Below are 24,871 nucleotides of genomic sequence, written 5' to 3' on the forward strand. Positions count from 1 at the left end.
CGCGGCGAGCCCGGCCACAGGGCCACCCTGTCTCACGTCGAGCGGCGCGCAGATCGCTCTTTCGATCACAAGGTGGGTTGCGCTCGGGGGGCGGGTCGACGACCTGCGGACGACGACCTGGTGCTCGCTCGATCGGAGAGTTGGGGTGACGTGCTCCTCGAGTGTGCGGGAGGGATCCGAGCCGGTGCCCGGGGTCCGCAGACGCGACGTCAGGCGTCCTCTTCGTCCCAGATACGGACCTTCTTTGCCTTGACGACGCGAGGTTCGCGGGTGCTGTCACCGGCGCCTGCGTCCTCGAGCTCCCGTCCGGCAGCCAGCTCACGACGCATCACGAGGACGATGAAGACCAGACCGCCCGGCATGAAGAGCCACCACTGGTAGGCGTAGGCCTGGTGGGGCCCGAGGTTCTCCTCGGGCCGGGGGAGAAGCCGCACCGGGTCCTCGCCGGCGGCAGCAGCAGCCGGCTGCTCGGCACCGAGCACGAGGTAGACGTCGTCGGGGGAGAGCTCGGGGCGCAGGGCCCGCGAGTCGGCGATGCTGATGCTCGCCAGTTGTGGTGGCGGGAGGTCTCGTCCGAGCTGGGGCTCGCCGGTGCGCAGCCAGCCGGTCAGGGTCACCTCGCCCGTCGGGGGCGGGTCGGCAGGGGGTGCGGTCTCGGCGTCCTGCGCGTTGGGCACCCAGCCGCGGTCGACGAGGATCGTCCGGCCGTCGGTCGCAAAGGGCGTCAGCACCTCGAAGCCGACCGTCTGCTCGAGCGTGCGGTTGCGCACGAGCAGGTCGCGCCCCGCGGCATACGTGCCGGTCACGGTGACCCGAGTCCACTGCTGCTCGAGGCCGAGGGGGCCGAGCGGCTCGAGACTGCTCAACGGCACGGGGGTGGCGTCGTAGTTGGCCGCGATGGCCTCGACCTTGGTGCGCTGCTCGACGTGACGCTGCCACTGCCACAGACCGGCATAGAAGCAGGCGATGCCGAAGAGGACCGCGACGAGGGTCCCCAGCAGCCATCGCCGCGTCAGCCAGGGTCGGAGCACGCTTCGACGGTACCCGGCTTACAGTGGGTCTCATGATCCGCCTCCCCGACCCGACAGTGCGGTCGGCCGCGCCCACGCGACCTGCTGGCCTGAGCGGTCTGGCCGACCAGTTCGGCAGGGTCGCCCGTGACCTGCGGGTCTCCGTCACCGACCGCTGCAACTTGCGCTGCACCTACTGCATGCCGGCCGAGGGGCTGCCGTGGCTGCCCAAGCCCGACATGCTCACCGACGAGGAGCTCGTGCGGGTCGTCGGCCTCTTCGTGCGTGACGGCATCACCCAGGTGCGCCTGACGGGCGGTGAGCCCCTGCTCCGACGCTCGCTCGTCGACGTCGTGGACGCCATCGCGGCGCTCGACCCGCGCCCGCGCATCGCCATGACCACCAACGGGGTCGGACTCGACCGGTTGGCCCGCCCGCTCGCCGACGCCGGTCTCGACCGGGTCAACGTCAGCCTCGACACCATCGACTCCGAGACCTTCACGCACCTCACGCGGCGCGACCGGCTCTCCGACGTGGAGGCCGGGCTCAAGGCCGCCGCCGACGCCGGGCTCACTCCGGTCAAGGTCAACGCGGTCGCCATGCGGGGCATCAACGACACCGACGTCGCCGACGTGCTCGCGTGGTGCCTCGACCGCGGCTACGAGCTGCGTTTCATCGAGCAGATGCCACTCGACGCGCAGCATGCGTGGGACCGGGACGACATGGTCAGCGCCGACGAGATCCGCGACCGGCTCTCCGAACGCTTCACGCTGACGCCACTCCCGGCCGCCGACCGGGGGAGTGCGCCGGCCGAGCGCTTCCTCGTCGACGGCGGACCGGCGACGGTCGGCATCATCGCCAGCGTCACCCAGCCCTTCTGCGCCGCGTGCGACCGCACCCGGCTCACCGCCGACGGCCAGGTGCGCAACTGCCTCTTCTCGACGACGGAGACCGACCTCCGCGGTCCGATGCGCGAGGGCGCCACCGACGACGAGCTGCTCGGGCTCATCCGCGGGGAGATGTGGCGCAAGCGCCGCGGCCACGGCATCGACGACCCCGACTTCGTGCAGCCCGACCGGCCGATGTCGGCCATCGGGGGCTAGCGCCCGGCAGCGCCCGCCAGCGCCGTCAGCGCCCTCAGCCGTCGGCGTCGGTCAGGTCCTCGACCGCGACGACCTCGATGAGGAAGCCGCGCAGGGCGACGAAATCGGCGAGCGACTGGCGGTGGTCGTCACAGGCGAGCCACACCTTGCGTCGCTCGGGCGTGTGCAGTTTCGGGTTGCGCCAGATGACGGCGTGGCCAGCGGTGCGTCGGCACCCCTTGGCGCTGCAGAGGTGCTCGTCGACGGGTGCGACCTCGCCGATCACTGCCCGAGGCGGGGCGTGCGGTCGATCGGAGGGGTGACCGGCTGGATCGAGCCCGCCTCGCGGGGTCGCACCGCGTTGGCGACGATGACCGCGAAGTAGGGGATGAGCACGGCTCCGGCGACCGCGGCCCAGCGCAGCCAGCCCGTCGTGACGAAGACGAGGCCGAAGCACAGCACGCGGATGCCCATCATCACCAGGTAGCGCTTGACGCGCTGATCCTGGTCGTCGGTGGTGGAGCTGGCCGCCGACGTGACGCTGTGCACCACGGGCTCGTTCTGGAGTCTTGCCACACCTCCACGATAGATCGATACCCGGCGGTCGGCCACGACGGTGTCTACCCTTCGGTAGTCCGTTAGGTTTCGGGGCAGGCATCGACCGCCGGCACGGCCGGCCCAGGAGGAGCGCAGTGACCGCAGAGGCGCAGGAGAAGACCCCCCGCAACGTGCTCATCACGGGCGGCAACCGCGGCATCGGGCTGGCCATCGCCCGGGCGTTCGTGGCCGGTGGCGACAACGTCGTCATCACCCAGCGCTCGGGCGAGCCACCCGAGGGACTGACCGCGGTGCGGTGCGAGGTCACCGACTCGGCCTCGGTCGACGCAGCCTTCACCGAGGCCGAGCAGATCTTCGGTGGCCCCGTCGAGGTGCTGATCGCCAACGCCGGCATCACCAAGGACACCCTCCTCATGCGGATGACCGACGAGGAGTTCGACAGCGTCATCGACACCAACCTCGCCGGCGCCTTCCGGTGCGCGCGGCGTGCCGCCACCGGCATGATCCGTAAGCGTCGGGGACGCATCGTGCTGATCAGCAGCGTCGTCGGCCTCTACGGCTCGCCCGGCCAGACCAACTACGCCGCATCGAAGTCGGGGCTCGTCGGCCTGGCCCGCTCGATCTCGCGCGAGCTCGGCGGCCGCGGAATCACCGCCAACGTCGTCGCCCCCGGCTTCATCGACACCGAGATGACGGCCGTGCTCCCCGACGAGCAGAAGAAGGCCTACCTCTCCACCATCCCGGCGGGCCGCTTCGCGACGCCCGAGGAGGTCGCCTCCGTCGTGCGCTTCGTGGCGAGCGACGACGCCGGCTACGTCACCGGAGCCGTGATCCCCGTCGACGGCGGACTCGGCATGGGGCACTGACCCCGACAGACGGCATACGGCCGTATGCCGTGAGTCGCCTTGTGCAGCAAGCCTCCCCACCCACTCGAGAAAGTCGCAGGCATGGGAATCCTTGAAGGCAAGAAGTTCCTCATCACCGGTGTCCTCATGGACAGCTCGATCGCGTTCCACGTCGCCAAGATCGCTCAGCAGGAGGGTGCGACGGTCGTCCTCACCTCCTTCGGTCGCACGATGAAGATCACGCAGACGATCGCCAAGCGGCTGCCCGAGACGCCCGTCGTCATCGAGCTCGACGTCGCTGACCAGGAGCACCTCGACACCCTCGCCGACCGGCTGCGCGAGCACGTCGACGGACTCGACGGCGTGCTGCACTCCATCGGGTTCGCGCCGCAGGGCGCCTTCAACTTCCTCGAGGGCACGTGGGAGGACGTCTCGACGGCGGTGCAGATCTCGGCCTACAGCCTCAAGTCGCTCGCCGTGGCCGCTCTGCCCCTGATGTCCGAGGGCGGCAGCGTCGTCGGCCTCACCTTCGACGCGAAGTTCGCCTGGCCGGTCTACGACTGGATGGGCGTGGCCAAGGCGGCGTTCGAGTCGACCAACCGCTACCTCGCCCGTGACCTGGGCCCCAAGGACGTGCGCTGCAACCTCGTCGCGGCTGGTCCGATCCGCACGACCGCGGCCAAGTCGATCCCGGGTTTCGAGCAGTTCGAGAAGATCTGGGACGACCGTGCGCCCCTGGGCTGGGACGTCAACGACCCGGTGCCTGCAGCCAAGGCGTGCGTGGCCCTGCTCTCGGACTGGTTCCCAGCCACGACGGGCGAGATCGTGCACGTCGACGGGGGCGTCCACGCGATGGGGCAGTGACCGTCTGTCGGTGAGGCGTGGGCGCCCGGCAGCGGAGGCGGTTCGGGCTCGCTAGAGTCCTGCCCATGCCCGACCCCGGTAGCCCCTCCACGCCCGTCCTGACGTCCGAGCCAGGCACTGGCTCCGACCCCACCGAGCCGGTCGCCGCGACGTCTCCTGAGGTGTCTGCGGAGATGTCTGCCGAGGTGACGGCAGTGCGGGTCGACGAGGTGCGGGTGCTCGACGGCCCCAATCTCTACTTCGCCCGGCCCGCGATCAAGGTGAGCCTGCACCTGCCTGGCTACCTCTCGATGCGCCGCACCGAGGCCGAGGCGCTCGCCCGACGACTCGGCATGCGCAACGCCCGCCCCGGTCGTCGCGGCACCGCCCTGCGCCAGCGCTTCGTGATGCGGGTCATCCGCACGGTCACCAAGCGGGTCGGCTCCGAGATCGGCGTCGGCCGGCTCGGGGTGCGCGTGCGCGCCGGCCAGACGGTCGACGACGTCGTCCTCGCCTTCCCGTGGGCGCACCGCACCCGGGGGCAGCTCGCGGGGGAGCAGATCGGGGTGATGCTCGCCGGTCTGCTCGACCGGAGCCGACGTGCGGAGGAGGTCATCGAGGCCGCCGGTGCCGTCATCATCGCCGCGCCCGACGGGCCTGCGCCCAGCGTCCTCACCCCGCGGGTGCCGGTCGCCTCCGTCACGGGCACCAACGGCAAGACGACGACGACGCGTCTCATGGCGCACATGTGCATGACCGCCGGGCTGCGCACGGCGTGGAGCTCGACCGACGGGGTGGTCGTCATGGGTGAGACCAAGGAGGCGGGTGACTTCTCCGGGCCGGCCGGCGCCCGCGGCGTGCTCGAGACCCCCGGGCTCGAGATCGGCATCCTCGAGACAGCCCGCGGCGGCATGCTGCTCAAGGGCATGGGGGTCACCCAGAACGACGTGAGCGTCGTGACGAATGTGAGCGCCGACCACCTCGGGCTGCACGGCATCGACACCCTCGACCAGCTCGCCGAGGTCAAGGCCATCGTCACGACCGTGACCAAGCCGGAAGGATGGGTCGTGCTCAACGGAGACGACCCACGCGTCTGGGCGATGCGGCACGGCATCAAGGCCAAGCCGTGGGCCTTCAGCCTCGATGCCGCCTCGCCGGCGCTGTGGGAGTCGATCAACCAGGGCGGGCGCGGCATCACCGTGCTCGACGGCGAGATTGTCGTGCTGTCGCAGAACGGCGATCCCGACCGCCTCGTCAAGGTCGTGGACGTGCCGATGACGCTCTCGGGCCTGTCGCACAACAACATCGCCAACGCCCTTGCCGGCGCGGCCGCCGCCCTGGGGCTCGGCGTCGCGCGCTCCGCCGTGATCGAGGGGCTGCGCACCTTCGCGCCCGACCCGGAGCACAACTGGGGCCGGATGAACACCTACTCGCTGCCGCTGGAGTCAGGGGGCCGCGCGACGGTCATCATGGACATGGCCCACAACGAGGCCGGCCTCGAGGCCCTGCTCGAGGTGGCCCACGGGCTCGCGGCCCCCGGCGGCGCCGTGCGGCTCGGCCTCGGTTGCGCGGGCGACCGCACCGACGACGCGATCATCGCGATGGGTGAGATCGCGGGTCGCAGCGCCGAGGAGGTGGCCCTCAAGGTCGCCCAGCACTACCTCCGCGGTCGCACCGTCGAGGGGCTGCTCGACCTCTTCCGCGAAGGGCTCGCCAAGGTGGGCGTGCTCGATGTGCCCGGCTACGACACCGAGCTGGCCGCGCTCGAGGCCCTGGCGCCGCACGCCCACGACGGTGACGTGCTCGCGCTCATGTGCCACGCCGAGCGCTCCGAGGTGGACGCCTGGATCCGCGCCCAGGGCGGCACCGTCGACGACGCCCGCACCATCCGACGCAAGGTCGTGGCCTCTCGCGGAGAGCACGAGCTCGAGTCGGAGATCACCGCGCTGTGGCAGATGGAGGATCCGGCGGCCCGAGTGGCCGCCGCGCAGCAGCTCGTCGACGAGCACCCCGGCGACGTCCGGCTCGTCTTCGAGCTCGCGGGGGCCAAGGACGCCGCCGGCGAGGAGCAGGCAGCCATCGGGCTCTATGAGCAAGCGCTGGAGGGCGGGCTCAAGGAGCCGCACCGCCACCGCGCCCAGCTGCAGCTCGCCTCGAGCCTCCGCGCCGTCGGGCGGGCTGCCGAGGCGGCTCCGATCGTCGCCGACGTGCTCGAGGCGCGACCGCACAACACCGCCGCCATCATGTTCCGCGCCCTCGTGCAGGCAGACCTCGGGCAGGAGCGCCAGGCGGTCGCCGACCTCATCCGTGCGACGCTCGATGCGACGTCGGACGTCGACACGCAGTCCTACCGTCACGCGCTGCGCGCCTACGCCGACGAGCTGGCACCGGCTCGCGCCGACTGACGCCCCAGCCCACCGGCATACCCCAATCAATCTCGAGTGCCCAGTTCCCGACGGGGGTATGCCGGTCGGCTCGTGAGCACTCGACGTGGGCCCCGGTTCGAGTGCCCACTTTCGGGCGTCGGAAACTGAGCACTCGACGACAACCCTGAGTCGAGTGCCCACTTTCGGGCGTCGGGAACTGGGCACTCGACGAATTCTCAGATGGCGGTGTCGTCGAGGGGCGGGTGCGTCTCGCCGGGGACGACGGCCAGTGCCTCGCCCTCGGCCTCGGTGCCCTCCGCCTCGGCCGTCGTGGTCATCGTCGTCGGGTCGAGGTCGGGGTCGCTCGTGGCTGCGCTGGGCAGCCCGATGCGGGCGCCGGCCTGCGCGTGCTTGGTGCGCTCCTCGAGCTCGGCAACGACCATCGCGTGCTGGTCGACGCACATGACGACGAGGTCACCGGGGTTGGTTCGGGCCAAGACGTGGCGCGTGGCGTCGAGCTCGTCGAGGACGACCTCGACCTGACGGCACCGCGCGCCCTCCTGCATCGCCGTCTGCGCGCCCTCGGCGATGAGATTGGCTGTCTCACCGGGCTTGCGCCCGCGCAGACGCTCGTCCTCGCGAATGACGAGGACGTCGAAGTGCTGTGCGGCCACGTGGCCGAGCTCACGCATGTCGTCGTCGCGACGGTCGCCGGCCGCGCCGATCATGCCGATGCGCGAGGTCTTGGTGAGGTCGTGCTGCCCCTGCTTCTGCGCGGCGTAGCGGTCGACGAACGCGCCGAGCTCCTTCATGCCGGCCGCGTTGTGGCAGTAGTCGACGAAGACGTCGGCGTTGCCCACCTCGATGAGGTTGAGGCGGCCGGGGGAGAGGTAGTACGTCGTGGCGAAGGTGCGCAGCCCCTGACGGATGTCGTGCAGCGGGGCCCCGGCGGCGAAGGCAGCGCCGGCGGCGGCCAGGGAGTTGGCCACGTTGAAGCGCGCCGCGCCGCCGAAGGTCGCCGGAAGCAGGTGGGTCCACGCGAGCTGCATGCTGCGACGGCCGTGCTTGATGACGATCATCTCGCCGCGTTCGCTGGGCTCGAGCACGACCGCCCGGCCACCCCGACGGCAGTAGTCGTCGACGAACTCGCGGACCTCGCTGCCCGGCTCGGCCATCGTGAACCAGACGATGCCCCCCGAGCACTTGCGGCGCATGTTGCGCACGTTGGGGTCGTCGGCGTTCAGCACCGCGAAGCCGTCGCGCGGCACCGCCTCGACGATGACGGCCTTGACGTCGGCGAGCTGTCGCAGCGTGTCGATCCCCTTGAGCCCCAAGTGATCCGGCTGCACGTTGGTGACGACCGCGATGTCGTTTCGGTCGTAGCCCAGACCCTCGCGCAGGATGCCGCCGCGCGCGACCTCCATGACGGCGAAGTCGACGCGCGGGTTCTGCAGGACCATGCGCGCCGACCGGGGGCCGGAGGCGTCGGCCTTGATGACGAGGCGCTCGTCGATGACGACGCCGTCGGTCGAGGTCATGCCGACCTTGCGTCCGAGGCCCTTGAAGATGTGCGCGATCATGCGTGAGGTCGTCGTCTTGCCGTTGGTACCGGTGACGGCGACGATCGGCACCCGGGACTGGGCGCCCGGCGGGAAGAGCAGGTCGACGACGGGCTTGGCGATGAACTGCGGCTCACCCACGGTCGGGTGCGTGTGCATGCGGAAGCCGGGTGCTGCATTCACCTCGCAGATCGCGCCGCCGGTCTCGCGCACCGGATAGGTGATGTCGGGGCAGATGAAATCGATGCCCGCCACGTCGAGCCCGACCATGCGGGCGGCCTCCTCGGCGATCTCGACGTTGTCAGGGTGGGCGTCGAAGGTGCGGTCGATCGAGATGCCGCCGGTCGACATGTTGCCCGTCAGGGCGAGCTTGACCATCTCGCCCTCGGGGGGCACGGAGTCGAGGGTGTAGCCCTGCCCCGCGAGGATCTCCTCGGCGTTGGCGTCGACCCGGATCTTGGTGAGGACCTTCTCGTGGCCGACGCCGCGGCGCGGGTCGGCGTTGGTGATGGTGACGAGCTCGGACACCGTGCTGGAGCCGTCTCCGATGACGTGGGCGGGCACCCGCTCGGCGATCGCCTGCATCTTGCCGCCGACGATGAGGCAGCGGTAGTCGCGTCCGGTGACGAAGGACTCGACGATGATCGTGCCGCGGCGCGACTCGGCCTTGGCGATGTCGTAGGCCTTCTCGACGTCCTCGTCGCTCATCAGACCCAGGCACACGCCGCGGCCGTGGTTGCCGTCGAGCGGCTTGACGACGACGGGGAAGCCGATCCGGCGGGCCGCCTCGACCGTGCCGCGCATGGTGCGGGCCGACTCCTGCTTGGGGACGGGAAGCCCGGCCGAGCCGAGCAGCTTGGTCGTGAGGTCCTTGTCACTGGCGATGTCGACCGCGAGGGCACCGGTCCTCGACGTCATCGTGGCCCGGATGCGTTGGGCGTGCACGCCCTGGCCGAGCTGCACGAGCGAGGCGGAGTTGAGCCGGATGAAGGGGATGTCGCGCGATGCGGCCTCCTCGAGGATGGCTGCCGTCGAGGGACCGAAGGCGACGCGTTCGGCCTGGCGCAGGAAGGCGTTGAACTCGGTCTCGAAGTCGAAGTCGTCCTGGGGCTCGACGAGGTGGTTGAGCAGCCGGACCGAGAGCTTGCCGGCGGCGACGCCGACGGTCTCGTCGGTGTAGCTGTAGACGACGTTGTAGCGCCCACGCACCCCCTTGACCGCGCGCGTCTTGCCCCGTCGCGACTCGTGGCCCGCGAGGGTCTGGAGCTGGAGCGCGACGTGCTCGGCGACGTGGCCGAGCCAGGTGCCCTCGTGGAGCCGCTCGACGAAACCACCCCGGCGACCCCGGGAGCAGGTGTGGTTGTGCAGCCCGGGCACCGCCTCGAGCAGCTGCTCGGTGAAGCCCGGCAGCGAGACGGTCGGGTAGTCCTCGAGCGAGCCGAGGTCGACGACGAGGTGGATGGCCTGCTGGTAGGACCAGATGTTGGGGCCCCGGTAGATCCGCGTCTCGAGGATCGTGAGGTCCGGGCGGGCCGGACCGGTGGGGGTGGGGACCTCGACGGCCATGGAACTCCTCCTGAGGGTCGTCTGGACGGGACTGCTCGTGGGACTCAGTGAGCTGCGCTGCTCGAGGTGGAGCGCGCGGCCCGGACCTTGGCCGGCACGACCGCGCCCTCGATGTCGGGGTGACGCTCGACGAAGGCGGTCAGCTCCACGTGCTGCAGGTCGAAGGTACTGCCCGTGGGCAGCGTGTGCACCACTGCTCCGGAAACCAGCAGCGGGGCACCGCGCCGCGCGTCGGGGGCATCCGTGATGGCGTTGCGGGCGTTCACGACGAAGATCGCGCCGGCACCGATGACGGACATGACCGTGGCATCACGGATCTCGGCCGCGGTGTTCTCGTCGATGCCCATGCCGAGCAGGTTGGGCGAGGCCGCGACCATCGACATGAGCCGTCCGTAGCGGCCGCGCTGGTCGAAGTGCTGGTCGATGATGACGTCCTCGACGAGCCCGAGCCCCGCCGAGATCTGGCTGGCGCGCTGCCGGGGCGTCAGCCCCTCCTCGCCGAGCGAGATCATGTAGCGGCTCATGATCGAGGCCCCGGCCGAGGTGCCGGCGACGACCGCGCCGCGGTCGTAGGCGCGGACGATGGCGTCGCCCACCGGGGTGCCGACGATGTTCTGGGCGAGCTTGACCTGGCTGCCGCCGGTGATGAAGATGCCCGTCGCCGCATCGAGTGCGGCCACCATGTCGGGGTCGCCCGACTCACGGCGGGTGGTGGGGTGCACGACGGAGACCTCGCCACCGCGCAGCCGGGTGAACACGTCGCTGTAGGCCTCGGACACCTCGAGCGCGAACGACGAGGCCGTGGGGATGACGACGATGTGCGAGTGCCGCCCACCGGCGAGCTTGACGAAGCGCTTGAGCACGACCGACCGCCCGATGCGGTCCTCGGCGCCCCCGATGATGAGCAGGGTGCGGCGTGGGGTGGACCGCTGGCTCGATCCGGACGATGTCACGCTCTGCATCGGGCCAGCCTAGTGAGACGTGTGGGGGACCGGAGGAGCGTGGGTCGGCGTGCCGTCGTCGAGATCGGCTTCCTCGATCTCCTCCCGGGAGATTCCGAGCAGGTAGAGCACGGAGTCGAGGTAGGGCACGTTGACCGAGGTCTGCGCCTGCTCCTGCACGATCGGCTTGGCGTTGAAGGCCACCCCGAGGCCTGCGACGTCGAGCATGTCGAGGTCGTTGGCGCCGTCGCCGATCGCCACGGTGCGGCTGAGTGGCAGTCCCTCCTGCTCGGCGAACTCGCGCAGCGCGCGGGCCTTGCCCGCACGGTCGACGACCTCGCCGACGACCCGTCCCGTGAGCCGACCGTCCTCGATCTCGAGGCGGTTGGCGCGCGCGTGGTCGATGCCGAGGTCGTCGGCGAGCGCCCCGACGATCTCGATGAAGCCACCGCTCACGAGCCCGACGGTGAAGCCGAGCCGCTTCAGCGTGCGCACGAGGGTGCGGGCCCCGGGCGTCAGCTCGATGGCCCCTCGCACCTCGTCGAGGACCGAGGCCGGCAGGCCGGCGAGGGTGGCGACCCTCGCCCGCAGGGACTCCTCGAAGTCGAGCTCGCCGGCCATGGCGCGGGCCGTCACCTCGGTCACCTCGGCCTCACGGCCGCAGTGCGCCGCGAGCAGCTCGATGACCTCCTGCTGGATGAGGGTCGAGTCGACGTCGAGCACCACCAGTCGCCGACCACGTCGGGCCAGGCCGCCGGGGGCGACCGCGATGTCGATGCCCTCGGACGTCGCGACGAGAGCGAGCTCGGTGCGCAGCGACGGCACGTCCGCCCCGGAGATGTCGAACTCGACGGTGGTCACGGGGTAGCGGGAGAGCCTGCGGATGCGGTCGATGTTGGCGCCGTGCTCGGCGATGCGGGTGGTGACGAGGGAGACCGCATCGGCGCGCAACGGGGCCCCGAGCACGACGACGGCAGCGCGTCCCTGTCGCGGGCGTGCGTTGTCGCCGCTGCCCTCGCTGACGGTGAGCACGAGGCCCAGCCGGTGGGCGGCCACGGCGGCGGCGTCACGCAGCTGCTCGACGTGCTGGCCGGGGCGCAGCAGCAGCGTGAGGGTGAGGTGGCCCTGCACGACGACCTGCTGCATGTCGAGCACCTCGGCGCCGACGCCGGACAGTGCGCCGAGGAGGGTGCCCGTGACTCCGGGCCGGTCGTCACCCGTCACCGTGATGCTCAGAGTGTGGATGTCGGGACCCTCCGGGGCGGCCTGCAGGGACGATGCGCTCGCTTCGGTCACCCGGGTCAGGGTAGTGAGGCCGCGTCGACGCCCGCCCGGCCATCCGGCATACGGCCGTCAGGAGTCAGTAGGGGGAGGCCGCCGTCGGCGGTGCCGAGCGGTTGACCTCGTCGCGCCACAGCAGCAGGTCGCGCACCCGGCCGAGGTCGGGGTCGTGCGCGGCGACGCTCGCCGTGAAGAGGCGGGTGCCGACGTCGTGCAGCTGCTGGGCGTTGCCGGCGTAGTCACCCGACTGGTCAGGGTTGCGCCCCGGCACGAAGGCGACGCCGGCGGATCGCTCGATCTCGAGCGGGTCGCGGCCACGCCTGGCGCACCACTCGTCGAGCACCCGGTGCTTGTGGGCGATCTCCTCCGGACCGCCGAAGCCGTGCCAGATGTCGGCGTGCTCGGCGACGATGCGCAGCGTCTTCTTCTCGCCGCCGCCACCGATGAGGATCGGGATGTCGCGGGTCGGCGCGGGGTTGAGCCTGCTCCACCGGTCGCGGATGATCGGCAGGTCGCGTGCGAGGTCGTCGAGCCGGCCGCCCGCCGTGCCGAAGTCGTAGCCGTACTCGTCGTAGTCGAGCTGCTTCCAGCCCGACCCGATGCCGAGCACGAGCCGCCCGCCGCTGATGTGGTCGACGGTGCGTGCCATGTCGGCGAGCAGGCTGGGGTTGCGATAGCTGTTGCACGTCACGAGCGCGCCGATCTCGACGCGTTCGGTGGACTCGGCCCAGGCGCCGAGCATCGTCCAGCACTCGAAGTGCATGCCGTCGCTGTCACCGCTCAGCGGGAAGAAGTGGTCCCAGTTGAGCAGGAGGTCGACGCCCATCTCCTCGAGCGTCGCGGCGGTCTGTCGGATCTGGGCCCACGTGGCGTGCTGCGGGGGCACCTGAATACCGACCCGGGCGGGCCGAGGGTCCAAAGCGCTTGCGGGAGAGGCCTGCTCGTCGGTCATCGGGTGACGATCTGGCCCTTGCCGACCACGACGATGCCCGTCTCGGTCACGTGGAAGCCCCGCGCACGGTCGTGCTCGTGGTCGATGCCGATCTGGGCGCCCTCGGGCACGACGACGTTCTTGTCGATGATGGCGCGTCGCACCTGGGCATGCCGGTGCACCTCGACGTTGTCGAGCAGGACGGAGCCCTGGAGGCTCGCGTAGGAGTGCACCTTGACGAGCGGCGAGAGAACCGAGGCGTAGACGTGGGCGCCGGAGACGACGACGCCCGGCGAGACCGCGGAGTTGAGCGCCTCGCCGATGCGGTCACCGCTGCCGTGAACGAACTTCGCCGGCGGGTAGGGGCTGTGGCTCGTGTAGATCGGCCAGTCGTAGTTGTAGAGGTTGAAGACGGGGTGGATCGAGATGAGGTCCATGTGCGCGTCGTAGTAGGACTCGATCGTGCCGACGTCGCGCCAGTAGCCGCGGTCACGGTCAGTGGCCCCGGGCACCTCGTTGATGCCGAAGTCGTAGACGGCGGCCTCACCGCGGCTGACGAAGTCGGGCACGATGTCGCCGCCCATGTCGTTCTTGCTGCCCTCGCGGTCGTGGTCGCGGACCACGGCCGCCTCGAGGGCGGCTGCCGTGAAGACGTAGTTGCCCATCGAGGCGAGGATCTCGCCGGGGTTGTCGGGCAGGCCCACCGGGTCGGACGGCTTCTCGCGGAAGGCCGCGATGCGCTGCGGGTCGTCGGGGTCGACCTCGATGACGCCGAACTGGTCCGCCATCGCGATCGGCTGGCGGATCGCTGCGACGGTGCAGGCAGCCCCCGACTCGATGTGCTGCTCGACCATCTGGCTGAAGTCCATGCGGTAGACGTGGTCGGCGCCCACGACCACGACGATGTCGGGCTTCTCGTCGTGCATGAGGTTGAGGCTCTGGTAGATCGCGTCGGCGCTGCCGAGATACCAGTTCTTGTCGACACGCTGCTGCGCCGGCACGGTGGTGATGTAGTTGCCGAGCAGGGTCGAGAGCCGCCACGTCTTGGTGACGTGCGCGTCGAGGCTGTGCGACTTGTACTGCGTCAGCACGACCACCTTGCGGTACTCGGAGTTGACGACGTTGGACAGCGCGAGGTCGATGAGGCGGTAGATGCCCCCGAAGGGCACCGCGGGTTTGGCACGGTCGGCCGTCAACGGCATGAGCCGCTTGCCCTCACCCCCCGCGAGGACGATTGCAAGGACCTTGGGACCACCGGCAGCGCTTCGTCGGGCCATGCACGCCACCCTAGGGGCAACCTCGGTGGACCGGCAGGTCCAGCGCGCGGAATGGACTCGTCTTTCCGCGCCTCGGGATGGCCGGCGGGCTAGGGTCGGACCGTGCGCGTCGACATCCTCAGCAAGGAGTACCCCCCGGCCATCTACGGAGGAGCCGGAGTCCATGTGGCCGAGCTCGTCCGGGCCCTGCGAGAGCGCGGCGACATCGACGTGCAGGTGAGGTGCTTCGGCGCCGCGCGCGACGAGGCCGGCACCACGGCGTATGCCGACCTGCCGGAGCTCGGCCAGTCCAACGCCGCCCTGCAGACCCTGGGCGTCGACGTCAGCATGGCCGGTGACTGCGTCGGCGCCGACCTCGTCCACTCCCACACGTGGTACGCCAACATGGCCGGTCACCTGGCGTCGCTCCTCGGAGGTATGCCGCACGTCGTGACCGCTCACTCCCTCGAGCCGATGCGCCCCTGGAAGGCCGAGCAGCTGGGTGGCGGCTACCGCGTCTCGTCGTGGGCCGAGCGCACCGCGTACGAGGGAGCGGCTGCCGTCGTCGCGGTCAGCGCCGGCATGCGTGAGGACATCCTCAGGAGCTATCCCTCGCTCGATCCTGCCCGAGTTCACGTGGTGCACAACGGGATCGACTCGCAGCTGTGGTCGGCCGACCGTTCCCCGGAGGCCACCCAGACCGTGCGACGGCACGGTGTCGACCCCGACAAGCGGTCCGTCGTCTTCGTCGGCCGCATCACGCGTCAGAAGGGCCTGCCCTACCTCCTGCGCGCGTGTGCCGAGCTGCCGCCGGACGTGCAGCTCGTGCTCTGTGCCGGCGCTCCCGACACCCCCGAGATCCTCGCCGAGGTCGAGGGCCTCATGAACGACCTGCGGTCGCAGCGTGAGGGCGTCGTCTGGATTCCCGACATGCTGCCGCGCGCCGAGGTGATCGCCCTGCTGAGCCACGGCACGGTGTTCGCCTGCCCGTCCGTCTACGAACCGCTCGGCATCGTCAACCTCGAGGCGATGGCGTGCGAGCTGCCCGTGGTCGCCACCGCGACCGGCGGCATCCCGGAGGTCGTCGTCGACGGCGAGACGGGCTGGCTCGTGCCCATCGACCAGGTGCAGGACGGCACCGGCACGCCCGTCGATCCCGGGCGCTTCGTGGCCGACCTGGCCGCGGCGCTCAACGAGGCGGTGTCGGACGTCGACCGCGCGGCCGCCTTCGGCCGGTCGGGTCGCACCCGCGCCGTCGAGTCCTTCTCCTGGGCGTCGATCGGTGACCGGACGCTCGAGGTCTATCGGGCAGTGCTCGGCGCCTGACGCCGACCCTGCAGCTCAGCCGACGAGGCGACCCGTCACGGCGTAGCTGACACCGACACGCTCGGCCTGGCCGCCGAGGATGTTGCCGAGCAGCTCTGTGGGAGAAGGATATTCAGGACCGAGCGCCTCGAGGTAGGCGGCGTGCGCCGAGAGTGAGGCCACGGCCGCGTCGAAGTGCTCCGACACGTCGACGACGTGCGACGGCTGCGGGTCGACGGCGATGAAGAGCTGGCGCGCCTGCCACGGTTCGTGGCCCTCGTCGACGAGCTCGGGGAAGATCCACCGGTTGCCGGCGTCGGCCTTCGCGTCGAGGACGGCGAGCCCGACCGCGCGGTGGTCGGCCTGGTTGACCTGCCCACCGGGGAAGCTGTCGGCATACGTCAGGGTCACCAGCAGGTCGGGCCGACGGATGCGGATCTCGCGGGCGATGGCCCGACGCAGCGCCAGCCCGTGCTCGACGACGCCGTCGGAGAAGCCGTCGAGGAACTCCACGACGTCGACGCCCACCTGCGCCGCGCCGTCGCGTTCCTCCTGCTCCCGCAGCGGACCCGCCTCAGCGGGCGCCATCGTCTCGATGCCGGCCTCACCCCGGGTCGCGAGCAGGTAGGTCACCGTCTTGCCGGCGCGCACCCACTTGTCGACCGCCGCGGCAAGGCCGTACTCGAGGTCGTCGGGATGCGCGGCCACGCACAGCACGCTGTCGAACGCCGACTCGTCGAGGGGCTCCAGCCCGGGTGCATCGCTCATGCGGCCGAATCTAGCGACCTTGGCGGACCACCGGACGGATGTGAGGATGGGGCATGCTGACGATCGATCTCGCCCGACGCCTGCGCACCGCAGGCCTCACCTGGACCCCCAGCGCCGGTGACCGTTTCGTGCTGCCGGTGGCCGGCATGGAGGAGGAGGTCTTCGTCATCAGTGACCTCACGGTCGACGTCCACCACTTCAAGACCGGCGACGTCATCGGCTTCAACGGCACGACCGAGTGGGCGCTCGACAGTGTCGAGCAGGACAAGGCGGTGTGGCTCCCGCGCGAGGACCAGCTGCGTCACCTTCTCGGCGACGCCTTCGTCACGCTCGAGCAGCTCGACGGGGGGTATGCCGTGTCGCTCCGTCTCGCCGACGGCTCCCTCGAGCGTCACGCCGACATCGAGGCCGAACGCGCCTACGCCAGAGCCCTGCTCGCGACCCTGTCGCAGGACGCGCGCGACTGAGTCGTCCGGAGACGGTTCCAACGGCACAGACGAGGTGGACGACGTGGGCGAGGTGGGTCTCGGGCGATGACCGCCTGGGGAGCCGAGCCGGGCGTCGTCACGCTGCCGGACGGTCGCCGCATCCGCGGCGTCTCGCTTCGGGACTCGCTGAGGCCCGCACCGTCGACCCACGCGCCGCCGGACCTCGGCCGAGGTGCCATGGCAGCGGCGCTGGGTCGTGCGGGTGCTGGTCGAGCACTCCGCTCGCGGAGGGCCTCCCCGCTAGGCGGAGCGCCAGCCGGCGAGGGTCATGACAGCGACGTTGGCGGCCTGCGCAAGAGCCGTGTCGGCATCTCCGCCGAGGGCGCGCAGAGCCGTCGATCGTGACGTCACCGTCGACGTGTCGACGCCGCTGGAGCCGAGTGCGGTGAGGCTCGTCGCCCGGTCGGCGAGCTGGGAGGCCGTGCCGGCCAGCGACATGATGCGCAGGGCGCGGCCCGGCGTCGATCGAGGAACTCCCCAGAGCTTGGTGTCGAGATCGGTCTCGGCCGCGGCGCGGGCCTCCTGGCCCCAGGGCTGGCCGCCGATGTCGGCGAGCCGCGTCGTGTGCTCGGCCAGTCGCGTCAGCAGGGTGCGCTCGACGTCGCGCAGGTCGAGCATCTCGAGCCGGTGGCGCGGGACGGGCTCGGCCTCGTAGACGGTCCAGTCGATGCGGTGCCCGACGTCGCCGTCGGGCCCGAAGGTCGACAGGGTCGGCACGAGAAGCCCGCCGATGCCGGCGACGTAGACGCACTCGCCCGCCTCGGCGGCGTGCGCGGTGGCAGCGGTGGACGCCCGCGGCATACCGCTCACGTCACCCGGCCGGGGGAGCGCGACGAAGAGCGCGCCCTCGCCGAGATCGCGCCACACGTCGAGACGGGCCAGGTCTCCGGCGACGTGGTCGAGGTCGGGGAAGGACCGTGCGAGGGCGTCCCTCGTCGGCAGCTCGCCGCGCCATGCGGCGGTCACCCACAGAGCGAGGCGCACGGAGGCGGGGAGCTCGGACACCCCGACATCGTAGGTCGGCGCGAGAGGTCGAGACCCGGGGTGGTGTCGGACGCGGGAGCGTCGCAGCCGTGCCATAGGGTCGGGGCATGAGCGACGTCCTCGCCTTCGCCGGTGTCACCGTCCGTCGCGGACCGTCGACCCTGGTCGAGGACGTGACCTGGGAGGTCGAGGAGGGCGAGCGCTGGGTTGTGCTCGGCCCCAACGGCGCCGGCAAGACGACGCTCCTGCAGATCGCCGCTGCGCGCATGCACCCGACGACCGGCGTCGCCGGCATCCTCGGTGAGGTGCTCGGCGCGGTCGACGTCTTCGAGCTGCGGCCGCGAATCGGGCTGGCGAGCTCGGCGATGGCCGAGCGCATCCCCGCCGACGAGGTCGTCGGCAACGTCGTCGTGACGGCCTCCTACGGCATCATCGGCCGCTGGCGCGAGCAGTACGACGACCTCGACTACGCGCGCGCCATGGAGCTGCTCCGGGCGCTCGGTGCCGAGCACCTCGCCGACCGGCACTACGGCACCCTGAGCGAGGGCGAGCGCAAGCGGGTCCAGATCGCGCGCGCCCTGATGACCGACCCCGAACTCATGCTGCTCGACGAGCCGGCCGCCGGTCTCGACCTCGGCGGGCGCGAGGACCTCGTGCGCCGCCTCGGAGACCTCGCCGCCGACACCGAGGCCCCCGCGATGGTGCTCGTGACGCACCACGTCGAGGAGATCCCGCCCGGCTTCACCGATGTGCTCATGATCCGCGGGGGACGGGTGGTTGCCGCCGGCCCGATCCCGCTCACGCTGACGGCCGACAACCTCAGCGCGACCTTCGGGCTGCCACTCGTGCTCGAGCAGCACGGGGAGCGCTACACGGCCCGAGCCCGAGCCTGACCCGAGGCTGAGCGGAGGGTGACCCGAGCGTGATCCGATCGAGTCCCGCTTCACCGCCGGCTGCTGGGGGGAACTGAGGCACAATCGGAGTCGTTACAGGAGTGACACAGGGGACGTCGGTCGCCCAGGCGCCGACCCAGGGAAGGCAAGGTGCCCGCGGTGGGCGAGGAACACGTATGGATGGTCTGGCTCGGGGTCGCGCTCGTCCTCGTGGCCATCGAGGCGGTCACGGTCGACCTGACGTTCCTCATGCTCGCCGGCGGTGCCGTGGGCGCCTCGATCGCCGCTGCCCTGGGTGGTGGACCGCTCGTGCAGGCGGTCGTCGCGGCGCTGGTCTCGGTCGCCCTGCTCGCCATCGTGCGTCCGTGGATGAAGCGCCGACTCACCGGCAAGGCTCCCGAGATCATGGGAGCCGCAGCCCAGGTCGGCCGTTCGGCCTACGCCCTCGACCGCGTGACCCCGGCCGGTGGCCGGGTGAAGCTCTCGGGCGAGACCTGGTCGGCCCGGACCCTCTCGGACAACATCGAGCCGGGCGAGGAGGTCGTCGTCGACTCGATCGACGGTGCCACCGCCATCGTCAGCCGGGCCCACGTCGTCGGCAGCTGATCCGCTGACCTCGGGGCGCAACCACAGACACACAACAGACGTCACACACGCGGACGGTCCGCTCGGACCGTCCGACCAGCCGCATCCTCGGGGAGCGGTCGACACACAGGGAGAAGGTCGAGAAGGTCGTGGACCCGCTACTCATCATCCCGCTGCTCATCGTGATCGTGGTGATCATCGTGCTCGTGCGCACGGTGCGCATCGTGCCGCAGCAGACCGCACAGATCGTCGAGAGACTCGGTGGCTACAACAAGACGCTGACGGCGGGGATCCACTTCCTCATCCCGTTCGTCGACAAGGTGCGCGCCAACATCGACCTGCGTGAGCAGGTCGTCACCTTCCCGCCGCAGCCGGTGATCACGAGCGACAACCTCGTCGTCAACATCGACACCGTCATCTACTACTCGGTGACCGACGCCAAGGCCGCGGTCTACGAGATCGCGAACTTCATCCAGGGCATCGAGCAGCTCACCGTCACCACGCTGCGCAACGTCATCGGCTCGCTCGACCTCGAGCAGGCGCTGACGAGCCGAGACCAGATCAACGGCCAGCTGCGTGGCGTCCTCGACGAGGCCACCGGCAACTGGGGCATCCGCGTCAACCGGGTCGAGCTCAAGGCGATCGACCCGCCCCACTCGGTGCAGGAGACGATGGAGAAGCAGATGCGCGCCGAGCGTGACCGCCGCGCCGCGATCCTCACGGCCGAGGGCTTCAAGCAGTCGGCGATCCTCACGGCCGAGGGCGAGAAGCAGAGCCAGATCCTGCGCGCCGAGGGCTCGGCGCAGGCCCGCATCCTCGAGGCGCAGGGCCAGGCCCGCGCCATCCAGCAGGTCTTCGCGGCGATCCACCGCGGCAAGCCCACGCAGAAGCTGCTCGCCTACCAGTACCTCCAGGTGCTGCCCCAGCTCGCCCGCGGCGACTCCAACAAGATGTGGATCATCCCGTCCGAGCTGACCGACGCGCTCAAGGGCATCGGCAACGCGCTCGGTGGTGCGGAGCCCCGGCCCGAGCCCGACCCCGACGACGAGAGCTGGGAGGGGGAGCACGAGCTGGAGGACGCCTTCGCCGAGACCGTCCTCGAGGACCCCGCCAAGGCTCTCGCCGAGGCCCGGGGGCAGGCCGCGCAGGCCAGCGCCGAGTCGACCGAGCATGCAGCCCCCATGGGGCGTCAGCAGCCGCCCCTGCGTCTGCCCGCCGACCAGGTGCCCCCGCCGCCCACGGCCGCTCCCTACCCCGTGACCCCGGCGCCGGAGGCCCCGTCACGCGGCGACCTCCCGGAGCCTCCGGAGGCGCCCGAGGAGCCGACGGCTCGCTGAGCGACGCTCACCAGCACGACAGCGACCAGGACGACACCCGGCACCCTTGTAGGGTGACCGGGTGTCGTTCTGGTCCTACCTCGCCATCGCGTTGGCGGGCACCGGGGCCGGCCTCATCAACACGGTCGTCGGGTCGGGCAGCCTCATCACGTTCCCGACGCTGCTCTTCTTCGGCGTTAACCCGCTCGTCGCCAACGTGTCCAACAACATCGGCCTCGTCGCCGGGGGCGTCACCGGCTCGTGGGGCTACCGTCACGAGCTGACCGGGCAGGGCGCCACGCTGCGTCGCCTCATGCCGTTGTCGTTCGTCGGGTCGGTCATCGGCGCGGGGCTGCTTCTCGTGCTGCCCGCCAGCGCCTTCCAGGCGATCGTGCCCGTGCTCATCCTCATCGCGCTGGCTCTTGTCGTCTTCGGTCCTCGGATCCAACGCTGGGTGGCGCCGGACGAGGGCGAGCGCGCACCCGCCTGGCACGGACCGGCCATGGGTGTCGGCGTCCTCGTCGCCGGGATGTACGGCGGCTACTTCGGTGCCGCGCAGGGGGTGCTCATCATGGGCATCCTCAGTGCGCTGAGCACCGAGCCGCTCCAGCGCCTCAACGGCTACAAGAACGTGCTGGCCCTCGTCGTCAACGTCGTCGCCGCCGCCGTCTTCGTGCTCTTCGCGCGTGACGAGATCGACTGGCTCATCGTGGTGCTCATCGGCGTGGGGGCCTTCGTCGGCGGGATCATCGGCGCGCACGTCGGCCGGCGCATCCCGCCCACAGCCCTGCGCGCCCTCATCGTCGTCATCGGTGTCGTGGCCGTCGTCAAGCTGGTCTGGTTCTCCTGACCCGGCTCCGCCCGTGCCTCGGGCCGCGCACGGTGCCCCGCGCGAGCGCCACTACGGTGTGGGGGTGCCGATCGCGATCACCGACTCCTCCGACCCGAGGCTCGAGGACTACGTCTCGCTGACCGATGTGGCGCTGCGCCGGCGCACCGAGCCCGAGCGCGGGCTCTACATCGCCGAGAGCCAGAAGGTGATCCGGCGCGCCCTCGCGGCCGGCCACCGGCCGAGGTCCTACCTGATGGCCGAGCGGTGGGTCACCGACCTCGCCGACCTCGTCGACGCGGCCGAGGCGGACGGCATCCCCGTCTACGTCGCTGCCCACGACGTCATCGAGGCGCGCACCGGCTTCCACCTGCACCGCGGCGCCCTCGCGTCGATGCAGCGTCCGGAGCTGCCGAGCGTCGAGGCGGTCGTGAGCGGCGCCCGCCGCGTCGTGGTGGTCGAGGACGTCGTCGACCACACCAACGTGGGCGCCATCTTCCGCAGCGCTGCGGCGCTCGGTGCCGAGGCGGTCCTCGTCTCGCCCCGCTGCGCAGACCCGCTCTACCGCAGGTCGATCCGCGTCTCGATGGGCACCGTGTTCCAGGTGCCGTGGACGCGCATCGACCCGTGGCCCCAGGGGGTGGACCTGCTGCACGAGCTGGGCTTCGCCGTGGTCGCGATGGCGCTCACCGACTACTCGGTCTCGCTCGAGGCGCTGGAGGCGGCGGCTCCCGAGCGCCTCGCGCTCGTCGTGGGCGCCGAGGGCGACGGCCTGTCGGCGCGCACCGTCGCCTCGGCCGACGTCACGGTGCGCATCCCGATGGCGGGTGGGGTCGACTCGCTCAACGTGGCAGCCGCCGCCGCCGTCGCCATGTGGTCGCTGCGCGTGCGCGACTGACGGCCGGCGAGTCGCCGGAGCCTTCTCAGCTCGGGCGGACGAGGCGTCGCAGGAGCCGGTCGAGCTCCGTCGCCGGGTCGTCGCAGAGGCCGCCGTGGACGGGACCGGGCTGCACCACGGTCGAGCGCGGGGCGATGATCCACCCGAAGCGCTGGCCGGGCTTGTCGAGGCTCGGCAGGCCGCGCCCGGTCTCGCCCCGGCAGACCGCGCGCACCCGCTCGAGCATCGCCTGCACGCCGTCGAGGTCGCAGGTCGGCGCGAGGGCGGCCGCCCGGGCCGGGTCGAGCTCCCAGGCGGCGTCGAGGAAGTCGGCCTCCTGGCAGTAGAGCACGACGCCGACGTTGATGAACTCCTCGCGGTCGACGCGGGGCACGAGGCGCAGCAGGACGTACTGGTAGCCCTTCACGCGGCGGCCCCCGCCGGCAGCCAGACCGCGGGCGAGCCCAGCCGCGCCTGCAGCATGAGCAGGTATGCCGCCCGCACCGCGGCCACGTCGGTGAGCTCTGCGGTCGGTTCGAGCCACTCGTCGGGCACGTCGGCGATGACGCTCCGGAGGGCGTCGTCGGTGAGCGCCGCCGCCAGCTCGTCGTGGCGGCCCCGCACGTCGCCCGCGACGTCGCGCAACACATGACGGCTCGCGTCGAAGGGCTGCGCGGCGAAACGCTCGGGGGAGGGCCTGCGGCTCGGCCAGGAGTGGTGGAAGTAGAGCGCCGCCCCGTGGTCGATGGCCCAGGTGCGGCCGTGCCAGACGAGCAGGTTGGGGTTGGACCACGTGCGGTCGACGTTGGCCGTCAACGCGTCGAGCCAGATGATCCGCTCGGCGAGGTCTGCCGACGGCGGACGTGACCCGTCGTAGCCGAGCGAGCCCGGGAGGTAGTCGACCCCGAGATTGGTGCCGACCGATGCCGTGAGCAGGTCCTGCACCTCCTCGTCCGCCTCGTAGCGGGCGATCCGCGCGTCGAGGTCGACGACCGCGAGATCGGGCACGGGCACCTCGACGAGCCGGGCGATGGCGGCCACGACGACCTCGGCCACGAGCACCTTGAGGCCCTGACCCGCGCCCCGGAACTTGAGGACGTAGGTGCCGTCGTCGTCAGCCTCGACGATGCCCGGCAGCGAGCCACCCTCCTTGAGGGGCGTCACGTAGCGGACGGCAGTGACCTCGGGCAGCACCCGGTCAGCCTAGTGGCCGGGCGTCGTCGAGCCGGCTGACCCGGTCCCACTGCCGGGGGAGGAAGGTCGCCATCGCGCCGTAGATGACGGCGAAGCCGAGCATGGGCCACCACACGAGCCCCGACGTCGGCAGCAGGACGGCTCCGAGGGCGGCCGCCGCGACCATGCCGGCGTTGTAGACGACGTCGTAGGCCGAGAAGGCCCGTCCGAGCAGGTGGTCGGGCACGTATGCCTGCATGAGCGAGTCGACGGTGATCTTGACGCACTGCGACGTGAAGGAGACGGCGAAGCCGATGACGACGATCGCCCACGGCATGAGCAGGGGACCCAGCACCGCACAGACGAGCGCCCCGATCGCCAGCATGCGGGCGGCATACGGCACCGGCCCGAGCCGAGGCGCGAGCCACGGTGTGACGAAGGCGGCCAGGGTGAAGCCTGCGGCAGCGCCCACCGCGGCGATGCCGAAGTTGAGGGCGCCGTGGCCGTGCTCGAAGGGTCCCCGGAAGAGCAGCAGCGACTGGAGCAGGAAGAAGCCGAAGGGCAGGCGGGTGAGGAAGACGAGCACGAGCAGGAGCCGGGCTCGCCGCGGACCGGTGACGACGGCCTCGACGATGCCCGACAGCACCGACCCGGCCAGCTGCCGCAGTGCGGGGGCGTCGCTCGTGTCGTCGGGGCCTATGAAGGGCAGGCGGCTGGCCGTCCAGGCGGCGAAGAGCACACCGAGCGCCGCGGCCACGACGACGACGAGCTCGCTCGCGCCGACCGCGCGGAGCCCGGTGCCGACCACCCCGCCGAGGAGGTAGGCGATCGACCCGCTGGTCGGTGCCACCGAGTTGGCGCTGACGAGACGGTCGCGGGTCACGACATGCGGCATCGCGGCCGCGAGTCCGGCGAGGATGAAGCGGTTGACCGAGAAGACGAGCAGGACGAGGGCGAAGAACAGGGCGCCGGTGTCGGGACTCATCACCAGCGCTGCCACGCCGACCATCGCGACGACCCGGATCAGCTGGCTCACGACGAGCACGCGACGGCGGTTCCAGCGATCGAGCAGCACACCGACGAAGGGGCCGAGCACGCTGTAGGGCAGGAGCACGACCGCGAAGGCGAGAGCGATGCTGCGGGCGTCGGCGGCCTTCTCGGGGTTGAAGAGCACGTGGCTGGCCAGGGCGACCTGGAAGACCCCGTCGCTGAACGACGACGTGATGCGCGCGACGAAGAGCCTGCGGAAGTCACGCAGGTGCAGCAGCGTCCACACCGCGCGCAGGAAAGTCACGCGGCACAGCGTACGGTGCACCAACTGCGAGCCCGCTGACAGTCTGCGGCGCGTCCGACTCTGCGAGGTGCACCTCTGGGTCGATCGGGGCCGCGGCTCGGCCGGAAGTCCTGCGCAGCTG

At 71.1% G+C, this 24,871-nt stretch carries 24 protein-coding genes; 11 read left to right on the forward strand and 13 right to left on the reverse strand.

The genetic code is table 11. From position 1 onward, the window contains the following. Nucleotides 1–209: 209 nt before the first annotated feature. On the reverse strand, nucleotides 210–1,031 hold the full coding sequence (locus tag LG278_RS10465; RefSeq protein ID WP_404386830.1) for an SURF1 family protein: 822 nt from the start codon (nucleotides 1,029–1,031) through the stop codon (nucleotides 210–212). Between the two features lie 32 nt (nucleotides 1,032–1,063). Between LG278_RS10465 and moaA the strand changes: the two genes are divergently transcribed. Further along, on the forward strand, nucleotides 1,064–2,113 hold the full coding sequence (moaA, locus tag LG278_RS10470; protein WP_404386832.1) for a GTP 3',8-cyclase MoaA: 1,050 nt from the start codon (nucleotides 1,064–1,066) through the stop codon (nucleotides 2,111–2,113). 34 nt (nucleotides 2,114–2,147) lie between these two features. Here moaA and LG278_RS10475 read toward each other — a convergent pair whose 3' ends face one another. Both LG278_RS10475 and LG278_RS10480 read right to left on the reverse strand, forming a co-directional pair. Continuing rightward, nucleotides 2,148–2,378, reverse strand: a complete 231-nt coding sequence (locus LG278_RS10475; RefSeq protein ID WP_404386834.1) for a hypothetical protein — start codon at nucleotides 2,376–2,378, stop codon at nucleotides 2,148–2,150. Next, nucleotides 2,375–2,668 (reverse strand): DUF3099 domain-containing protein, encoded by a 294-nt coding sequence (locus tag LG278_RS10480; RefSeq protein WP_404386836.1) that lies wholly within the window; start codon nucleotides 2,666–2,668, stop codon nucleotides 2,375–2,377. Before LG278_RS10480 ends, LG278_RS10475 begins: the two co-directional genes overlap by 4 nt. Before the next feature lie 116 nt (nucleotides 2,669–2,784). Here LG278_RS10480 and LG278_RS10485 point away from each other — a divergent pair, with 116 nt between their 5' ends. The 3 genes from LG278_RS10485 (at nucleotide 2,785) to LG278_RS10495 (ending at nucleotide 6,743) form a co-directional block, all read left to right on the forward strand. After that, nucleotides 2,785–3,516 (forward strand): beta-ketoacyl-ACP reductase, encoded by a 732-nt coding sequence (locus LG278_RS10485; protein WP_404386838.1) that lies wholly within the window; start codon nucleotides 2,785–2,787, stop codon nucleotides 3,514–3,516. Nucleotides 3,517–3,597: 81 nt separating this feature from the next. Then, on the forward strand, nucleotides 3,598–4,359 hold the full coding sequence (gene fabI, locus LG278_RS10490) for an enoyl-ACP reductase FabI (RefSeq protein ID WP_404386840.1): 762 nt from the start codon (nucleotides 3,598–3,600) through the stop codon (nucleotides 4,357–4,359). 65 nt (nucleotides 4,360–4,424) lie between these two features. Then, the gene (locus tag LG278_RS10495; RefSeq protein ID WP_404386842.1) at nucleotides 4,425–6,743 is read left to right on the forward strand and encodes a tetratricopeptide repeat protein; all 2,319 of its coding nucleotides are present in this window, start codon (nucleotides 4,425–4,427) and stop codon (nucleotides 6,741–6,743) included. Nucleotides 6,744–6,940: 197 nt separating this feature from the next. On the opposite strand, the gene cphA is transcribed toward LG278_RS10495, so the two are convergent. The 5 genes from cphA to glgC form a co-directional block, all read right to left on the reverse strand. Next, nucleotides 6,941–9,829, reverse strand: coding sequence for a cyanophycin synthetase (cphA, locus tag LG278_RS10500; protein WP_404386844.1), 2,889 nt, complete (start codon nucleotides 9,827–9,829; stop codon nucleotides 6,941–6,943). A gap of 44 nt (nucleotides 9,830–9,873) precedes the next feature. Beyond that, nucleotides 9,874–10,791, reverse strand: coding sequence for a cyanophycinase (locus tag LG278_RS10505; protein WP_404386846.1), 918 nt, complete (start codon nucleotides 10,789–10,791; stop codon nucleotides 9,874–9,876). A 9-nt stretch (nucleotides 10,792–10,800) separates the two neighbouring features. After that, entirely contained in the window at nucleotides 10,801–12,066 is a 1,266-nt protein-coding gene (gene serB / locus LG278_RS10510) for a phosphoserine phosphatase SerB (RefSeq protein WP_404386848.1), read from the reverse strand. Nucleotides 12,067–12,130: 64 nt separating this feature from the next. Then, nucleotides 12,131–13,003, reverse strand: a complete 873-nt coding sequence (locus tag LG278_RS10515) for an LLM class F420-dependent oxidoreductase (protein ID WP_404386850.1) — start codon at nucleotides 13,001–13,003, stop codon at nucleotides 12,131–12,133. Then, nucleotides 13,000–14,259, reverse strand: coding sequence for a glucose-1-phosphate adenylyltransferase (gene glgC / locus LG278_RS10520; protein ID WP_404386852.1), 1,260 nt, complete (start codon nucleotides 14,257–14,259; stop codon nucleotides 13,000–13,002). Before glgC ends, LG278_RS10515 begins: the two co-directional genes overlap by 4 nt. Nucleotides 14,260–14,361: 102 nt before the next feature. Between glgC and glgA the strand changes: the two genes are divergently transcribed. Further along, on the forward strand, nucleotides 14,362–15,564 hold the full coding sequence (glgA, locus tag LG278_RS10525) for a glycogen synthase (protein WP_404386854.1): 1,203 nt from the start codon (nucleotides 14,362–14,364) through the stop codon (nucleotides 15,562–15,564). A 15-nt stretch (nucleotides 15,565–15,579) separates the two neighbouring features. Here glgA and LG278_RS10530 read toward each other — a convergent pair whose 3' ends face one another. Continuing rightward, nucleotides 15,580–16,311, reverse strand: coding sequence for a PIG-L deacetylase family protein (locus LG278_RS10530; protein ID WP_404386856.1), 732 nt, complete (start codon nucleotides 16,309–16,311; stop codon nucleotides 15,580–15,582). Nucleotides 16,312–16,364: 53 nt separating this feature from the next. On the opposite strand from LG278_RS10530, the gene LG278_RS10535 reads away from it, so the two are divergent. Next, entirely contained in the window at nucleotides 16,365–16,778 is a 414-nt protein-coding gene (locus LG278_RS10535) for a pilus assembly protein CpaE (RefSeq protein ID WP_404386858.1), read from the forward strand. Between the two features lie 261 nt (nucleotides 16,779–17,039). Here the strand turns inward: LG278_RS10535 and LG278_RS10540 are convergent, their stop codons facing one another. Further along, a complete protein-coding gene (locus LG278_RS10540; RefSeq protein WP_404386860.1) occupies nucleotides 17,040–17,804 on the reverse strand; it encodes a hypothetical protein in 765 nt (254 codons plus the stop codon). A gap of 86 nt (nucleotides 17,805–17,890) precedes the next feature. On the opposite strand from LG278_RS10540, the gene LG278_RS10545 reads away from it, so the two are divergent. The 5 genes from LG278_RS10545 to LG278_RS10565 all read left to right on the forward strand — a co-directional run bounded on the left by LG278_RS10545 (nucleotide 17,891) and on the right by LG278_RS10565 (nucleotide 22,304). After that, complete coding sequence (locus LG278_RS10545) at nucleotides 17,891–18,676, forward strand: ABC transporter ATP-binding protein (RefSeq protein ID WP_404386862.1); 786 nt, start codon at nucleotides 17,891–17,893, stop codon at nucleotides 18,674–18,676. A gap of 159 nt (nucleotides 18,677–18,835) precedes the next feature. Then, on the forward strand, nucleotides 18,836–19,282 hold the full coding sequence (locus tag LG278_RS10550; protein ID WP_404386864.1) for an NfeD family protein: 447 nt from the start codon (nucleotides 18,836–18,838) through the stop codon (nucleotides 19,280–19,282). Between the two features lie 128 nt (nucleotides 19,283–19,410). Next, nucleotides 19,411–20,598 (forward strand): SPFH domain-containing protein, encoded by a 1,188-nt coding sequence (locus LG278_RS10555; RefSeq protein WP_404386866.1) that lies wholly within the window; start codon nucleotides 19,411–19,413, stop codon nucleotides 20,596–20,598. A 61-nt stretch (nucleotides 20,599–20,659) separates the two neighbouring features. Beyond that, nucleotides 20,660–21,427: a sulfite exporter TauE/SafE family protein gene (locus LG278_RS10560; protein WP_404386868.1), complete on the forward strand. Its 768-nt coding sequence runs from the start codon at nucleotides 20,660–20,662 to the stop codon at nucleotides 21,425–21,427. A 64-nt stretch (nucleotides 21,428–21,491) separates the two neighbouring features. Beyond that, the gene (locus LG278_RS10565; protein WP_404386870.1) at nucleotides 21,492–22,304 is read left to right on the forward strand and encodes a TrmH family RNA methyltransferase; all 813 of its coding nucleotides are present in this window, start codon (nucleotides 21,492–21,494) and stop codon (nucleotides 22,302–22,304) included. Between the two features lie 25 nt (nucleotides 22,305–22,329). Here LG278_RS10565 and LG278_RS10570 read toward each other — a convergent pair whose 3' ends face one another. Genes LG278_RS10570 through LG278_RS10580 form a run of 3 tightly spaced genes read right to left on the reverse strand, consistent with a single transcriptional unit; the run spans nucleotide 22,330 to nucleotide 24,750 of the window. After that, entirely contained in the window at nucleotides 22,330–22,710 is a 381-nt protein-coding gene (locus LG278_RS10570) for a DUF3037 domain-containing protein (RefSeq protein ID WP_404386872.1), read from the reverse strand. Then, nucleotides 22,707–23,477, reverse strand: a complete 771-nt coding sequence (locus LG278_RS10575) for a HipA family kinase (RefSeq protein ID WP_404386874.1) — start codon at nucleotides 23,475–23,477, stop codon at nucleotides 22,707–22,709. Before LG278_RS10575 ends, LG278_RS10570 begins: the two co-directional genes overlap by 4 nt. 4 nt (nucleotides 23,478–23,481) lie before the next feature. Beyond that, on the reverse strand, nucleotides 23,482–24,750 hold the full coding sequence (locus tag LG278_RS10580; RefSeq protein WP_404386876.1) for an MFS transporter: 1,269 nt from the start codon (nucleotides 24,748–24,750) through the stop codon (nucleotides 23,482–23,484). Nucleotides 24,751–24,871 lie beyond the last annotated feature (121 nt).

Origin of the sequence: Humibacillus xanthopallidus, from assembly GCF_044793955.1 — a bacterium.
Taxonomy (GTDB): domain Bacteria; phylum Actinomycetota; class Actinomycetes; order Actinomycetales; family Dermatophilaceae; genus Humibacillus; species Humibacillus xanthopallidus_C.

What these genes read in the sequence shown, in the direction of transcription:
- moaA (WP_404386832.1), top strand. Translation starts at nt 1,064, where the DNA reads ATGATCCGCCTCCCCGACCCGACAGTGCGGTCGGCCGCGCCCACGCGA.
- fabI (WP_404386840.1), top strand. Translation starts at nt 3,598, where the DNA reads ATGGGAATCCTTGAAGGCAAGAAGTTCCTCATCACCGGTGTCCTCATG.
- LG278_RS10495 (WP_404386842.1), top strand. Translation starts at nt 4,425, where the DNA reads ATGCCCGACCCCGGTAGCCCCTCCACGCCCGTCCTGACGTCCGAGCCA.
- cphA (WP_404386844.1), bottom strand. Translation starts at nt 9,829, where the DNA reads ATGGCCGTCGAGGTCCCCACCCCCACCGGTCCGGCCCGCCCGGACCTC.
- LG278_RS10505 (WP_404386846.1), bottom strand. Translation starts at nt 10,791, where the DNA reads ATGCAGAGCGTGACATCGTCCGGATCGAGCCAGCGGTCCACCCCACGC.
- LG278_RS10515 (WP_404386850.1), bottom strand. Translation starts at nt 13,003, where the DNA reads ATGACCGACGAGCAGGCCTCTCCCGCAAGCGCTTTGGACCCTCGGCCC.
- glgC (WP_404386852.1), bottom strand. Translation starts at nt 14,259, where the DNA reads ATGGCCCGACGAAGCGCTGCCGGTGGTCCCAAGGTCCTTGCAATCGTC.
- LG278_RS10530 (WP_404386856.1), bottom strand. Translation starts at nt 16,311, where the DNA reads ATGAGCGATGCACCCGGGCTGGAGCCCCTCGACGAGTCGGCGTTCGAC.
- LG278_RS10535 (WP_404386858.1), top strand. Translation starts at nt 16,365, where the DNA reads ATGCTGACGATCGATCTCGCCCGACGCCTGCGCACCGCAGGCCTCACC.
- LG278_RS10545 (WP_404386862.1), top strand. Translation starts at nt 17,891, where the DNA reads ATGAGCGACGTCCTCGCCTTCGCCGGTGTCACCGTCCGTCGCGGACCG.